Genomic DNA, 13,221 nt, shown 5'->3' on the forward strand with positions numbered 1-13,221 from the left:
TGTTATGCAGGAACTGTAGCCGTTTCACGGCTCCAGACCTTAACAGGAACGATATTGTGAGAGGAAATGACACTGCCGTAATTTATTTTTTGCTCAATATCTCTTTGATCCACTAACTGTACATCCAGCATACATTTTATCGGTAGCTCATCATCAGCCAAGAGTATTTTGTAGCTGATGCGCAGGAAAGAGTCCAGGATTTCAAAGGCCCGGCGGGTTTTTCCGTTTTTGGACTTAACTTTAACTATTAAGTCTATATCGGAGCTAAAGCCTGCATTGTCGTTCATGGTGGAGCCATAAACGTACACACTTTCCAGGTTATCGTCCATACTGCCCAGATACCTGGAGATCCCTTTGGCCAAAGCATACCGCAGCCTACTGTGCGCATTAACATCTCCGGTCAGGAGTTTTTTTAGAAACTGCTCTTCTGCAAGCTGTTCCTTGCGACAGCCAAACCGTACGGCTTCAGCCATGATTTCCATGATGTTGGCCTGATGATCCATTCTTTCCATAAGGAACCCTCCCTGCGAAAATCATTCTTCAGAGGGCAATGTCTGCTATTTTGAACTGGCGGGACGTTTGTATTGTTCAAAGGAGTAAGTTTCTGCACTGGAGCTGCGGCTTAGGATTCTGTCGGCTTCTTCATTGTCCGCATCCATTATAAAGGGAATGCCGCTCACATCCGCTGCTTCCCGGGTCAGACAGACCAGGTCATCCCGTGTTATATATTCCAGGGCAAACTTACGGGAGCCGCACATCAACTGCTGCATGCCGGTTTGCAGACGATCAAAGTAGGTGTAAAGGCCCAACGCGCCGGCGGGGATTTTATTGATGTCGTTGCCATAGATACCTTTAAGTTTGTGCAGGGAATTAAACACCTGTTCACGGCTGGTACCGTACTTTTTGGCCACGTCTGCCGGAACTTTACCGTCGTCACAGGCTGAACACATGGTTTTACCCACCATCACTGCAGTCAATGGCGCACGGGCCATCCCGATGGCATTGACATATGGTGCGGCCAGGGCAAATCCTTTGTAGATGTGATCTTCCAGGCTAAAGCCCCCTGCCACGCAGATATTAGGAATAAACTCACCCTGCTTCCTGATGCGCTCCAGGTAATTATAGAGCAGGGACTGAAGATAAACGGTGGGAACACCCCATTCATTCATCATGCGCCAGGGGCTCATTCCTGTACCGCCGCCGGCACCATCGATGGTAAGCATATCAATTCTGGCTTTGGAAGAATACTTTACGGCCCGGGCCAAGTCGGCGGGACGATAAGCTCCTGTTTTCAGGAATACATATTCCGCACCTAAATTACGCAGCTCGTCAACCCTGGCCAAGAAGGATTCTTCGGTAACCATGCCTACGCGGGAATGACGTTCGAACTCTTTGAAGGAACCGGCCTTAAACAGCTCCTGGACATAGAGGTCTTCCGGATCGGGATAGACCACATACCCGCGCTTTTTCAGAGTTAGAGCTTCCTCCAGTGTGCGGACCTTTACTTCGCCCCCGATGTTTTTGGCGCCCTGGCCCCATTTCAGTTCCACAGCCTTAACGCCCAACTCACCAATGGCGTACTCCAGCACACCCAGCTTGGTATCTTCCACATTGGACTGGACTACAATTTCACCATAGCCATCCTGCCAGTCCCGGAAGTTTTGCACTCTTTTTTTCAGATTGGGAGAATGGACAACTTTGCCGTTTTTAAAGACACTTTCCGGATCCATACCACAGACGTTTTCACCGATGGTAAGAATTGCTCCGGAGATTGCACAACCGGCGGCCAGGTCCTCCCAGTTATCGGCGGCAACCTTGGTGGAGCCCAAACCCGGAACTACAAAGGGGACCTTCAATTTAATGGGATTTTCCACACCCACTTTACTCTCCACACTTGCAGCCGGGAAAATCGCTTTATCACTGTCGGCTTCAATACCCTGTGCCCCCACGGCGGTTCCCATGATATTAAAGTGTGAAAAATCTACGGGATAATCTTTCTCCGATGCGAATGTGGTTGTGCCATAGGGTTGGGGGTAGAGAACCTCCCTGCCGCGAAAGGCTGATTTACCCACCTCGCACAGTCCGGGACACCCTTCCAGACATGTGGTACATAAACCGCTGAAAGGCGACACACTATCCGGTGTTCTGTTCTTTGTGAAAGTCGCTTTACTGGCGTTTAATCCTCTACTGAAGCTCATAAAATCTCCTCCCAAATCAACTTATTTCGGAACTCTTTTCCACCAAATAAAGCACAAATGATGCTTTTTGGCCCGCAGTGATTCCACATTGCGGTTTTTATTTCCGTTTTGCTTGTATTCTTATTATAACAGCGCCTTCTTTTTTCTGTCAATGGAATATGATTTCACTATGCGGAATTTTGTGCTTCATTTCAGGCTAAAGTTGTTGTTTTGCCATAAAATAAGCGTTAATTTGGAAATGGTTTTCGTTTTTTTCGCACAAAAAAAAGACCCGGCGTTGTGCCTGAGTCTCTCTTTTGCCTGTCCAACATGCAATTAGAGCGTTTTGCCGTCCCAACTTAAAGACATGGAAAGTTTTTCTGCCACATCCTGTACAATTTCAATTAGTTCGTTGTTTAGGTAATAGGAGGTGATTCTGCTGCTGGGCCCGGAAACACTTATGGCGGCAATAACTTCTCCGTCATGCTTTCTGACGGGAGCGGCAACACAGCGCATTTCCCGTTCACGCTCCCCCATGTCCAGGGCATAACCCTGCTTGCGAACCCTCTCCAGTTCTTTTCTTAGTATTTCCACATCGGTGATGGTTTCGTTGGTGTACCGTTTCAACTCCATGGTTGCCAGTGTTTTTTCCAGCTCATTGGCGGGAAGGTGTGCCAGCATTACTTTGCCGGATCCGGTGCAGTGAGCCTGCCGGCGACTGCCGATGGTGGAAAACATTTTTACAATAACAATATTGGTGGACTCCACCTGGTCAATATAGACCACTTCACCACCGTCGAGAATACTAAGGTTAGCCGTTTCGTTGCAGCGCTTAACCAACTCTTCCAGATAAGGACGCGCCTTGGAGCGCAAGTCCAATGGATACACTGATGACTGACCGATACTCATCAGTTTCAGGCTCAGTTTATATTTGGCCGTTTCCGGCTCTTTTTCCACATACCCTTTATAAATCAGCGTTCCTAACAAGCGATGCACCGTGCTTATTTTTAGGTTTACTTTTTCTGCAATATCGGTAATGGCCATGGGCGCTCCCTCATCTGCCAGGATTTCCAGCAGGGTGAGAGCCCGCTCCACCGATTGAACTATATTTCCATCCGCCTGACTCTTATCTACACCCACTTGTTCCATGGTAACCTCCTAAAAGACATGGTTATATAACCATGACACATATACCAACTATTTTTCCTCTTCTTCCCATTTTATAAACCAAAACATGCCCATACTTTCGCCCATCTCTTCATCAAAGTTTTCCCCGTACTGCAGGCGCAGAGGGGTTTCACAATGTGCACAGTAAATAGGGCCTTTATCCAGGTTATCTGTTTCGGCTTTATGGCTCATGTCTTTATTGCATTCCGGACAGTCTACATAGTAAAACATAATCTGTTCTCCCTTCTCGTTGCCTCGTGCTGAGATTCTTTCTAAGATTTCGCCATAAACTGCTATTTTCCTTTTTTAGAGTTTATCCAGCACCGACAGCTGCTCTTTCACATCCAAATAGTTCATATCAACGGCAGAAACTTTCTGCCACTGGGCGGCTGCTCTTTTATCATCGCCATTTTCCTTATAGGCCATCCCCAGGGTGTAGAAAAACAGGAGTAAATCATCATCCAACTTCCTTTTACGGGTAGGTCCCTGCCGCAATACATTGAGAGCCGTTTCCGGCTGCCCCGCATCCAGAAAAAAGGTGCCCAGCATGGTAATAATTTGCACATGCTCTTTCATTTCCGACGGCAACCCCTGTAGAACGGTAATGGCCTCCTCAGGCCTCTTTTCTGCGGCCAGCGCTATGGCATACCGGGGCTTAACTGAATGGTCGTTTGGGTTATGCTGCAGATATTTATGGTAGGCCGTGACAGCCTGGGAGAAATCTTCGGCATCATAATAAAGATCGGCAATTCGCTGATACAGGCTACCGGCGGCAGGTTTTAGCTCCAGGGCCGCTTTATAATTCTGAGCCGCCTCCTGGGGCAGGCCTTTTTTCAGGGCCGCCTCAGCAGCGGCCACCAGCTGAAAACCCTGGTATTCCGGCGTTTTCTTTAAATTTACCCAGGTTATAATATAAATAATTAGCCCCAGAACTCCCAGCGGCGGGAACAAAAACAATAGTATTAAGGATAAAACGAGAATGGCTGCCGGGTATTTGGGCAGGGAAAACTCGCTTGGCACCGGCGCCTTTTGCACAGTTGCCACCGCTTGCTTCGGTCTGGCCCCGGCACTTTTCTGCTTCTTTTTACCGATATAATCAAAGGCATAGATGCCGGTGCCGGGAATACCCAGGGAACGATAAGCGCCTCTGGGACCCACACCGATTCTGGCTCCCTTTACACCGCCGCTGATTCCTACACCGCTTTTGCTTACATTAAGCCTGACACCTTTGGCAATCCTCACACTTCTGCGAAAACGAATTCCCATCAATATCCCCCTTAAAACAGGACTTATCCTTATCAGTATACAATACTTCAGCGTGGCTGTGGAATCCTTTTTTGCAGGAAATATGTACGCCGCCAAGAAATATAAATGAATAAAAAGTTTGGAAAGGCAGGCAAAATAAGTGACAAACGCTTTTGTAAATGGAAAATACATGGCCGCTGAAGATGCATGTCTGAATATTGAAGATCGCGGCACATTGTTTGGTGACGGGGTTTATGAGTTTTTTAAGGTACATAACGGCAAAGTGCTTATGACGCAGGAGCATTTGGATCGACTGCGCTATAGTGCGTCGGAACTGGAATTGACGGTTCCGTACTCCGATGAAAAGATAGGGGCAATAATTGATAAGTTAATAGATACCAATGGGCTGCAGTACGGCGGGATTTACCTGCAGCTGACCCGGGGGGCTGCACACCGCATCCACCAGTTTCCTGATGACTGCACCCCAAACTTTTTTATTGTGGCGCGGGAAATGCCTCCGGTTCCCCAGTCGTTATATGAAGAGGGTATGGCGGTACTGCTTTTGCCCGACGAGCGCTGGAAGCGCTGCGACATTAAGTCCCTAAATCTCCTGGCCAATATTCTGGCCAAACAGAAAGCCATTAAAGCCGGTGTGGATGACGCCATTCTCTACAGTGAACGGGGTATTACCGAATCCACCAGCAGCAGCGTTCTCACAGTTATTGACGGTGTGCTCACCACCACACCCCTTGGACCGTGGATTCTACCGGGAATAACCCGCCAGGCTGTTTTAGAGCTTGCACTAAAGGATAACATTCCGGTGGCGGAGAGGTTTATCTCCAAAGAAGAATTAACAGCGGCGGATGAAGTGATCATCACCAATACCCGCTCCGATGTAACACCGGTAACCACAGTTGACGGCCAGCCGGTGGGCAACGGGAAACCGGGTAAGATTACCCGGCGCTTAATGGACCTGTTTGCAGACTTATTAAAATAACAGTTAACATGAAAAGTGCCTTCCAGTGAAGGCACTTTTCATGTTATATAGGCAGATAGTCCTTATCGGGATTGGGAACATCCTGGGGAATTGCGGGGGCATCGGGGTGCATATTGTAGATACGGTTAATTTCAACCGTCTCATCATCCACGGTAACACTAAGCAGGACCGCCATTCTGTAGAGGAACTCATCTTCTTCATTATACCAGAGATATAGTCGCAGTTTGTTGAGTTGGGCGTCTTCGTTATCAAAGCGTGTCAACAAGTGCAGCTCCGGTGGTGGAACCTCCACAAAGTAGGTCTGGCATTCAACATTATCCACCATGCGCCTGGGTCCTTCTTCAACTACAACATCTTCTGCAACCAGAAGCGTTTCCAAAAGCTCCAGGGGCTCATGGACAACAGCGGATAAAGCGCCCAGTTCGGCCTCGCCCATCTCTTCCCATTCCTCAAACAGATCCTCGCCACGGACAAAATATTTATTTTGGTCTGAGAAAATTTCCAGATCATAGGCGGCAATGTTACCATATACGTTACCTTCTGCCACCTGGCCGGTGAAGCGCAGGGAGTAACCCGGGCCGCTTTCTTCCACCACCAGGCTGTAAGTGTTTTTTTCCGCCGCCAGTGACATTTTTGTTACCAACAATTCCTCCAATGTCAGAGGCACTTCCTTTTCCGGCGCGGACACAACAAAAATCAACGCCACAACCACCAATACAGCGGCCAATACCAGTATCGGCATTGGTTGCAAGAAGAACTGATATTTTTCCCGGAAACCTAATGGAGCCTGTCTCATTGTCACCATCCCCGTCTAAGCATTTCTGTTCATCTTATGTGTGGGATGTTGACAATAGAACCTGATTACCTTATTTTCTCAGAAAGCAGTTCGCCGCCGACGCCGACATCTTCCTTATCTGCTTCACGCAGGTAAATTACAAAAGCTTGCTCCGGCAGGCCGGTGGCCCGGCTGGCACTCTCGGTAAACGATTTAATCAGTTCTTTTTTCTTATCCTTCTCCAGTTTGGGACCATAGAAAAAAATTGTGGGCATCTGCTTACCTCCTGTCCTGTAGTTCAGTAATAATCTTTACAGCGGAGCTGGTTCCCAGACGGGTGGCTCCGGCGGCCAATAAGAGCAGGGCAAATTCAGCATCGCGGATTCCACCCGATGCCTTTATACCCAGGTGCGGAGCAACTTCTTTTAACAGGGCCACATCATCTTCTGTGGCGCCGCCAAAAAAACCGGTGGAAGTCTTTAGCATATCAGCGCCGCAGTCTGCAGCGATACGTGCGGCCAGTCGTTTCTCCTCCGCTTCCAAAAGCGCTGTTTCCAAAATAACTTTTAAATACGCACCCTCTATAGAGGCACGTACCCGACTTATTTCTTCACCCACCATGCGGGCGCGTCCCTCTTTTAAGGCGGCAACATTGATGACCAAATCAACTTCCCGGGCGCCGTTTTGCACCGCCTCCCCCGCTTCAAATGCCTTGGTGGCCGTTGTGGTTGCTCCCAGAGGGAACCCGGCAACCACCGCCACTTTTACCGTGGATTCTTCCAGCAGGCGGGCGGCATAGGGCACATGCCAGGGATTGATGCAAACAGCTGCAAAGCGGTGCTTATCTGCTTCAGCACAGAGCATGGCTATATCATCCCGGGTGGCTTCCGGCTTAAGGTTAGTATGGTCTATTGTGGCTGCAAAGCTGGTTACTTCCATCATCTAGTCGTCCCCCTGACCCTTGATTACCGCCAGCGGCTGCAGGCGGGCTGTTATTTTTGTCAGACCGATATCGGCCAAAGTATCCACCACATCGTTTATGTTTTTATACGCCGGCGGCGCTTCATCCAAAAGCTGTTTATAGTTGCGGGTATTTAGCAGCACATCACCCACCGAAGACATAAATTGTTCCCGGCTGATATGTTTTTTTGCGGCGCTGCGGGACATTACCCGGCCGGCGCCGTGGTTTACGGAACAGAATGACTCTTTTGCCGCTTCTGTGCCTGTGAGTACATATGAGGGCGAGTTCATGCTGCCGGGAACAATGGCGGGATGGCCCGTTGCAACGTAACAGACCGGATTTTCCCCATGTCCCGGCGGTAGTGCCCTGGTGGCACCTTTGCGATGTACTAACAGTTTTTCTCCAAAATGCTCTTCAAATTTGGCAATGTTATGGGCCACATCATAGACCACGGCCAGGTCGGTTTCACCCAGCACCTCCTGAAATGCTTCCCGGATATCAAAGGTGATTAGCTGCCGGTTGGCAAAGGCAAAGTTAACCGCACAGGCCATGGCGGCCAGATAATTGCTGCCTTCCGGTGAGTCTGTGGGACAGGCGGCCAGGCCTTTGCCGGGCAGATGAATTCCATAGTTTTTTGCTGCCTTAAACATTATCTCAGTATAATCGGTACAGATTTGATGTCCGAAACCGCGGCTTCCGGTATGGATTAAAACGGTGAGCATGCCTTTTTCCAGGCCAAAGGTGTTGGCCGCTGATTCATCTTCTATTATTTCCACGATTCCCATTTCCAAAAAGTGATTGCCGCCGCCCAGGGTAGAAAGCTGTGCGGCCCGCTGTAATGCTTTGGCAGACACTGCAGCAGTTTGGGCACCGGACAGGCAACCGCTTTCTTCGCAGCGGTCCAGGTCCGCCCTAATGCCGTATCCCTTGGATACCAAACCGCGGGCTCCGTGGGTAAGCGCGTCCTCCAAACCTTCCCTGCACAGCCGGTGGTGCCGGGACTTGCCGCCCACTCCGGCGGGAATACGCTTTTCTATGGCCTGCATCAGGGCGCGAAGCGTGGGCTTGTCCAGAATATCTGCCGGAATCTTGGTGGCCAAGAGGCGGACTCCGCAATTGATGTCCATACCCACCGCACCGGCTGAAACCACGCCGCCGTGGGCCCGGGTAGCCATGATACCGCCGATGGGCAGGCCAAAGCCGGCATGAATGTCGGGCATTCCCACCACCGGCCCAAATACCCCGGGCAAAGCAGCGGCATCACAAAGCTGCTGCAGTTCCACGGAGTTTTCTGCCAGTTGACTGCGCAAGGCGTCGTTTAAAAAAAGCAGGGCATCCACCTGCATTGCGCCTGTTCTTGGCAGCAAATATCGGTTGTGCCCCGTTTTGGTCAGTTTTGGCATGGTACCACCCCATTAAAGTTCAAAGCTCCATTCCCGCAGGTTATCAATCAAGGCATAATTAGTCAGGTCATGCTGAATGGGAGTAATGGAAATTTTACAGGCATTGATTGCGGCCACATCGGTGTCTTTTTCGTGTTCAACATCCACCAGCTGGCCGGCCAGCCAGTAATAGGTCCGCCCCCGGGGATCCGTACGTTTTTCAAAAGCGTTTTTGTACTGACGTACGCCCAGCTTGGTTACGGCCACGCCCTGCATCTTCTCCCGGTCACAGCCGGGAACATTTACATTCAACAGTGTGTCGCTGCCGGCACCATGTGCAGTGACCACCTTGGCCAGGCGGGCAATAAATTCCGCCGCGTACTCATAGCGGGGATTTTTGTATTCGGCAAGACTTACGGCAATGGCCGGAATACCCAAAATTACCCCTTCAATGGCGGCAGACACCGTACCTGAATAGAGCACGTCTGTTCCCAGATTGGCGCCGCGGTTGATTCCCGAAATAACCAAGTCGGGTCGGTGGGGCAAAATCGCCTCCACGGCAAGCTTGACGCAGTCGGCCGGGGTGCCGTTTACCGCGTAGGTGGGCAGCTCCGGCGAATGTAAATATTTAACGCGCTCCGCCCGGATTGGACGGTGCATGGTAATGGCATGTCCTGTGGCACTCTGCTCATGATCCGGTGCCACCACAGAAGTTTCGGCAATTTTTTCAATTTCTCTGGCCAAAACTTGCAGACCTTCGGCAAAAATGCCGTCATCATTAGTAAGTAGAATTCGCACGTTTTTGTCCCTCCACTGGTTAAACCTTCCTATTTGATTATAGTTTATGCAGGAAACGGTGTCAATTTAAGCCATGAACCCAAGAGTATAAAAACTCTCCTTACTCAAAAACTATAGCCAACAAGGAGGTGAAATTATGAAAAGTAAACGTCTGTTAATCTTACTTAGTATTCTCCTGGCTATGTCGCTGATACTCAGCGGTTGCCCGCCATTTCAGCGTCCCGCACCGGAGCCCAGACCCGCCCCGGACCAACAACCGCCACCGGAGACCCGGCAGGACCCACAGGATATCCGGCGGCCCAATCAAGACCCAACGCGTCCCCAACCGGACCAACCGGGCCCTGATGCTATGGATCTGGCCAACCGCGTAGCAGACATTGCCACCGATGTGGAAGGCGTGGACGACGCTGTGGTAGTTGTCATTTCCAACCTGGCCATGGTGGGGATTACCCTGGAAGATGGTGCAGAAGGCCGCGAAGTGGAAATAAAGCAGGAGGTATCCAGTACCATTGAAGATCGGGAGCCCGGCATTGTTAATGCCTATGTTTCCGCCGATCCGGATATTATCCGCCAGCTGGAGGAGATCTCCGCCGGCATCCAGCGCGGTGAGCCTATTTCCACCTTCTTTGACCAGATCACCGAAGTGCTGCAGCGGATGCGTGCTGAAACCAACGAAAACTAAAACCGATGATATAAAGCCTGGCAGAAGCCAGGCTTTTACTATTAATCGTCCTCTTTTTCCTCAACTAAATGCAGAGCCCGCTGCTGAGCCTGGAAAAGAATTTTTTCTTCATCCATGGTGGTTAGGTTACCGTCCTCCATAAGAATCCGGCCGTTTACCATCACCAATGTTATATCCGACGGTTGAGCCGCATATACCAGATGGGCCACCAAATCATGTTGGGGAGTCAGATGGGGTTTTTGCAGGTCCATCATTATCAGATCTGCCTTCATGCCTGCTTCAATGGTCCCCACATCTTCTAAAAACAGGGCCTGTGCGCTCTCCCTTGTCCCCATGGCCAAAGCTTGTCGGGCGGTAATGGCGGTGGGATCCATGCGGCTGCCCTTATGCAGAAGCGCCGCCAGGCGCATTTCCTCCATCATGTCCAGGTTGTTGTTACTGGCCGCTCCATCGGTGCCCAGACCCACGGTAATACCGCGCTTAAGCAAATCCGGCACCGGAGAAATGCCGCTGCCCAGCTTCAGATTGCTGCCTGGGTTGTGGGCCACGCGCACATCAAACTCCCGTAAAATATCAATATCATCAACGGTGAGATGCACACAATGGGCTGCTATTACAGGTGCCTGAAACAGGCCGGTGTCTCTTACCAATTCCACCGGTGTGACGCCATGCTCTTTTTGGATACGGTCCACCTCGTCCCGGGTTTCGCATAAGTGAATCTGAACGGGAACATCCAGTTTCTCCTGCAGAGCCAGCACCCTTTTTAAGTAATCCGGAGGACAGGTATAAGGGGCATGGGGGCCAAGCATGGTGGAGATTCGCCCGTCGGCTCCTCCCTGCCAGTTCTCCACAAACTGTTGGCTTTCTTCCAGACCCTGCTCCGACATATGGCCGATACCCACCAGTCCTCTGGCCAGCACTGCACGGATACCCGTTTCTTCTGTGGCTTCAGCCACCTGGTCCATAAAGAAGTACATATCGGTAAAGGTGGTGGTGCCGCCTTTAATCATCTCCAAAATGGCCAGCATGGTTCCCCAATAAACGTCTTCCCTCTTTAGTTTTGCTTCCACCGGCCAGATTCTTTTTTCCAGCCAGTACATCAGCGGCACATCGTCGGCCAGGGAACGCAATAGCGACATGGCGGCGTGGCCGTGGGCATTGACAAAACCGGGGGCAACCAACTTGCCGCGGCCATTGATAACTTTAGCAAAATCTTCTACCCATTCTTTTTTTGGGCCCACGTACGAAATAATATTATTATCAACCACCACATCCGCATCGGGTATGATGGTATCCTGTTCGTTGGCGGTAACAACGGTGGCCCCGCGTATTAATGTTTTCATTCTATTTCCTCCTCCCGTTTTTCCGGTCCGTACGATGTGAGATAAAAACTGCGCATGGCGGAAATATCTTCATCGCTTAGTTCATGAACCGGACCCAGCAGGCGGGCCAGTAGTGCCGCCTGTGCCGTCTTCTCCACAATCTGGCAGACCTTCAGTGCCTCCGGCAGGGTGCGAGCCACGCCCACCAGCCCATGGCTTGCCAAAAGCACGGCACTTTTGCTGCCCAAAGCCTGCAGAGCGTTTTGGGCCAACTCTTCTGTGCCCGGCATGGTATAGGCGGCCACATCCACGCTACCTCCGGCAACCTGCACCAGATCTTCCACCACCGCCGGGACAGGCATGCGGGCCACGGCAAAGGCGGTGGCATGGACACTGTGAGTATGAACAATGGCGCCGATATCTTCTCTGCCCTGAAAAAGGGCAGCATGCAGGCGCCATTCAGAAGAGGGTTTCCAGCGACCGTCGGCGCTACCGCCAAAATCCATGCGGACCAGATCTTCTGCTGTAAGCTGACTATACTCCATGCCGCTGGGAGTAATGAGGAAATGATTCTCGCCGTCTCGAACCGAGACATTACCCCAGGTACCCAGCACCAGATTATCGCGGCACATCTGTTGGATTGTGGCCAGCATTTCCCCTCTAAGCTTCATGACCGGCCTCCGCAAAAAACTGCCTGACCCGTTCTTCATCGGGCTTTTCAATAACACCAAACTCGGTAATAATGGCTGTAATCAAATTAGCTGGTGTAACATCAAAGGACGGGTTATAGCAGCCGATGCCCTCCGGCGCAATGCGCCTGCCGGCGAAGTGGGTAATTTCCGTTTCACATCGTTCTTCAATGGGAATCTGCTCACCGCTTTTTATGGCAAGGTCAAAGGTGGAGTACGGCGCCGCCACGTAAAAGGGAATATTATGGGCGGCGGCCAAAACCGCCACCGAGTAGGTACCGATTTTATTAGCCACATCACCATTGGCCGCAATTCGGTCCGCTCCCACGATGACAACGTCGATCTTTCCCTGCTTCATTAAGAAACCTGCCATATTGTCGGCGATGACGGTAACGGGAATTTCATCGCGGTGCAGCTCCCAGGCCGTTAAACGGGCGCCCTGCAGATAGGGGCGGGTTTCATCGGCAAATACGTGCACCTCTTTGCCGTGGGCCACGGCTCTGCGGATAACTCCCAGGGCGGTACCATAGCCCACCGTAGCCAGTGCTCCCGCATTACAGTGGGTGAGAATGCGGGCTTTATCATTAATCAGCCCGGCGCCGAAATCCCCTATTTTTTTGTTAACGGCAATATCTTCTTGGGCAATCCGCCTGGCTTCCGCATCGAGAATGTCTGCGATTTCCCGGGGCGCCACTCCCCTTTGCGTCCTGGCCACATTAAGCATTCTCTCCACCGCCCAGGCCAGATTTACAGCGGTGGGACGGGTGGCCTTCAACCCTTTGGCCGCTTCTTCCAGTCCGGCAAAAAAGCGCTCACTGTCCACCGAGGACCACTGTTTAGCCGCCAGCGCCATGCCAAAAGCCGCGGAGGCTCCAATGGCCGGAGCGCCGCGTACCACCATATCCCTGATGCCGGCAGCCACTTCCTGCCAGCTTTTACATTCCATATATTTAACTTCCACCGGCAGCAGCCGCTGATCCAACAAAAAAACAACGCCGTATTCAAAACGTATTGGGTCCATAATTT

At 51.1% G+C, this 13,221-nt stretch carries 15 protein-coding genes; 2 read left to right on the plus strand and 13 right to left on the minus strand.

Annotation, left to right across the window (positions count from 1 at the left end; translation table 11 throughout):
- Positions 1-2 precede the first annotated feature (2 nt).
- The 5 genes from DEALDRAFT_RS10020 to DEALDRAFT_RS16090 all read right to left on the minus strand — a co-directional run bounded on the left by DEALDRAFT_RS10020 (position 3) and on the right by DEALDRAFT_RS16090 (position 4,610).
- Positions 3-512 carry a nucleotidyltransferase domain-containing protein gene (locus DEALDRAFT_RS10020; RefSeq protein ID WP_008517161.1) on the minus strand — a complete coding sequence of 170 codons (510 nt, stop codon included), beginning with the start codon at positions 510-512 and terminating at the stop codon, positions 3-5.
- A gap of 45 nt (positions 513-557) precedes the next feature.
- A complete protein-coding gene (locus tag DEALDRAFT_RS10025; protein WP_008517163.1) occupies positions 558-2,198 on the minus strand; it encodes an FMN-binding glutamate synthase family protein in 1,641 nt (546 codons plus the stop codon).
- Positions 2,199-2,513: 315 nt separating this feature from the next.
- Complete coding sequence (locus DEALDRAFT_RS10030) at positions 2,514-3,326, minus strand: IclR family transcriptional regulator (protein ID WP_008517164.1); 813 nt, start codon at positions 3,324-3,326, stop codon at positions 2,514-2,516.
- A 48-nt stretch (positions 3,327-3,374) separates the two neighbouring features.
- Entirely contained in the window at positions 3,375-3,575 is a 201-nt protein-coding gene (locus DEALDRAFT_RS10035) for a hypothetical protein (RefSeq protein ID WP_008517166.1), read from the minus strand.
- A gap of 75 nt (positions 3,576-3,650) precedes the next feature.
- Positions 3,651-4,610, minus strand: a complete 960-nt coding sequence (locus DEALDRAFT_RS16090; protein ID WP_008517169.1) for a DUF4236 domain-containing protein — start codon at positions 4,608-4,610, stop codon at positions 3,651-3,653.
- A 139-nt stretch (positions 4,611-4,749) separates the two neighbouring features.
- On the opposite strand from DEALDRAFT_RS16090, the gene dat reads away from it, so the two are divergent.
- Positions 4,750-5,586, plus strand: a complete 837-nt coding sequence (gene dat / locus DEALDRAFT_RS10045) for a D-amino-acid transaminase (protein WP_040378884.1) — start codon at positions 4,750-4,752, stop codon at positions 5,584-5,586.
- A 43-nt stretch (positions 5,587-5,629) separates the two neighbouring features.
- On the opposite strand, the gene DEALDRAFT_RS10050 is transcribed toward dat, so the two are convergent.
- The 5 genes from DEALDRAFT_RS10050 to surE form a co-directional block, all read right to left on the minus strand.
- Positions 5,630-6,382: a hypothetical protein gene (locus DEALDRAFT_RS10050; RefSeq protein ID WP_008517172.1), complete on the minus strand. Its 753-nt coding sequence runs from the start codon at positions 6,380-6,382 to the stop codon at positions 5,630-5,632.
- Between the two features lie 65 nt (positions 6,383-6,447).
- Positions 6,448-6,636 (minus strand): 4-oxalocrotonate tautomerase DmpI, encoded by a 189-nt coding sequence (gene dmpI / locus DEALDRAFT_RS10055; protein WP_008517175.1) that lies wholly within the window; start codon positions 6,634-6,636, stop codon positions 6,448-6,450.
- 4 nt (positions 6,637-6,640) lie between these two features.
- The gene (gene deoC, locus DEALDRAFT_RS10060; protein ID WP_008517177.1) at positions 6,641-7,303 is read right to left on the minus strand and encodes a deoxyribose-phosphate aldolase; all 663 of its coding nucleotides are present in this window, start codon (positions 7,301-7,303) and stop codon (positions 6,641-6,643) included.
- Complete coding sequence (locus DEALDRAFT_RS10065) at positions 7,304-8,725, minus strand: RtcB family protein (RefSeq protein WP_008517178.1); 1,422 nt, start codon at positions 8,723-8,725, stop codon at positions 7,304-7,306. It lies immediately after the preceding gene.
- A 12-nt stretch (positions 8,726-8,737) separates the two neighbouring features.
- Positions 8,738-9,502 carry a 5'/3'-nucleotidase SurE gene (gene surE / locus DEALDRAFT_RS10070; RefSeq protein WP_008517180.1) on the minus strand — a complete coding sequence of 255 codons (765 nt, stop codon included), beginning with the start codon at positions 9,500-9,502 and terminating at the stop codon, positions 8,738-8,740.
- Positions 9,503-9,638: 136 nt separating this feature from the next.
- Between surE and DEALDRAFT_RS10075 the strand changes: the two genes are divergently transcribed.
- Positions 9,639-10,184, plus strand: coding sequence for a YhcN/YlaJ family sporulation lipoprotein (locus DEALDRAFT_RS10075; protein WP_008517181.1), 546 nt, complete (start codon positions 9,639-9,641; stop codon positions 10,182-10,184).
- 41 nt (positions 10,185-10,225) lie between these two features.
- Here DEALDRAFT_RS10075 and DEALDRAFT_RS10080 read toward each other — a convergent pair whose 3' ends face one another.
- Genes DEALDRAFT_RS10080 through mtnA form a run of 3 tightly spaced genes read right to left on the minus strand, consistent with a single transcriptional unit; the run spans position 10,226 to position 13,216 of the window.
- Complete coding sequence (locus DEALDRAFT_RS10080; RefSeq protein WP_008517183.1) at positions 10,226-11,527, minus strand: amidohydrolase; 1,302 nt, start codon at positions 11,525-11,527, stop codon at positions 10,226-10,228.
- The gene (locus DEALDRAFT_RS10085) at positions 11,524-12,177 is read right to left on the minus strand and encodes a class II aldolase/adducin family protein (RefSeq protein WP_008517184.1); all 654 of its coding nucleotides are present in this window, start codon (positions 12,175-12,177) and stop codon (positions 11,524-11,526) included. Before DEALDRAFT_RS10085 ends, DEALDRAFT_RS10080 begins: the two co-directional genes overlap by 4 nt.
- On the minus strand, positions 12,167-13,216 hold the full coding sequence (mtnA, locus tag DEALDRAFT_RS10090; protein ID WP_008517185.1) for an S-methyl-5-thioribose-1-phosphate isomerase: 1,050 nt from the start codon (positions 13,214-13,216) through the stop codon (positions 12,167-12,169). The genes DEALDRAFT_RS10085 and mtnA overlap by 11 nt, the downstream gene beginning before the upstream one ends.
- Positions 13,217-13,221: the final 5 nt, after the last annotated feature.

Origin of the sequence: Dethiobacter alkaliphilus AHT 1 (assembly GCF_000174415.1) — a bacterium.
GTDB classification, from domain to species: domain Bacteria; phylum Bacillota; class Dethiobacteria; order Dethiobacterales; family Dethiobacteraceae; genus Dethiobacter; species Dethiobacter alkaliphilus.

What these genes read in the sequence shown, in the direction of transcription:
- DEALDRAFT_RS10020 (WP_008517161.1), bottom strand. Translation starts at nt 512, where the DNA reads ATGGAAAGAATGGATCATCAGGCCAACATCATGGAAATCATGGCTGAA.
- DEALDRAFT_RS10025 (WP_008517163.1), bottom strand. Translation starts at nt 2,198, where the DNA reads ATGAGCTTCAGTAGAGGATTAAACGCCAGTAAAGCGACTTTCACAAAG.
- DEALDRAFT_RS10030 (WP_008517164.1), bottom strand. Translation starts at nt 3,326, where the DNA reads ATGGAACAAGTGGGTGTAGATAAGAGTCAGGCGGATGGAAATATAGTT.
- DEALDRAFT_RS10035 (WP_008517166.1), bottom strand. Translation starts at nt 3,575, where the DNA reads ATGTTTTACTATGTAGACTGTCCGGAATGCAATAAAGACATGAGCCAT.
- DEALDRAFT_RS16090 (WP_008517169.1), bottom strand. Translation starts at nt 4,610, where the DNA reads ATGGGAATTCGTTTTCGCAGAAGTGTGAGGATTGCCAAAGGTGTCAGG.
- DEALDRAFT_RS10050 (WP_008517172.1), bottom strand. Translation starts at nt 6,382, where the DNA reads ATGAGACAGGCTCCATTAGGTTTCCGGGAAAAATATCAGTTCTTCTTG.
- dmpI (WP_008517175.1), bottom strand. Translation starts at nt 6,636, where the DNA reads ATGCCCACAATTTTTTTCTATGGTCCCAAACTGGAGAAGGATAAGAAA.
- deoC (WP_008517177.1), bottom strand. Translation starts at nt 7,303, where the DNA reads ATGATGGAAGTAACCAGCTTTGCAGCCACAATAGACCATACTAACCTT.
- DEALDRAFT_RS10065 (WP_008517178.1), bottom strand. Translation starts at nt 8,725, where the DNA reads ATGCCAAAACTGACCAAAACGGGGCACAACCGATATTTGCTGCCAAGA.
- DEALDRAFT_RS10075 (WP_008517181.1), top strand. Translation starts at nt 9,639, where the DNA reads ATGAAAAGTAAACGTCTGTTAATCTTACTTAGTATTCTCCTGGCTATG.
- DEALDRAFT_RS10080 (WP_008517183.1), bottom strand. Translation starts at nt 11,527, where the DNA reads ATGAAAACATTAATACGCGGGGCCACCGTTGTTACCGCCAACGAACAG.
- DEALDRAFT_RS10085 (WP_008517184.1), bottom strand. Translation starts at nt 12,177, where the DNA reads ATGAAGCTTAGAGGGGAAATGCTGGCCACAATCCAACAGATGTGCCGC.
- mtnA (WP_008517185.1), bottom strand. Translation starts at nt 13,216, where the DNA reads ATGGACCCAATACGTTTTGAATACGGCGTTGTTTTTTTGTTGGATCAG.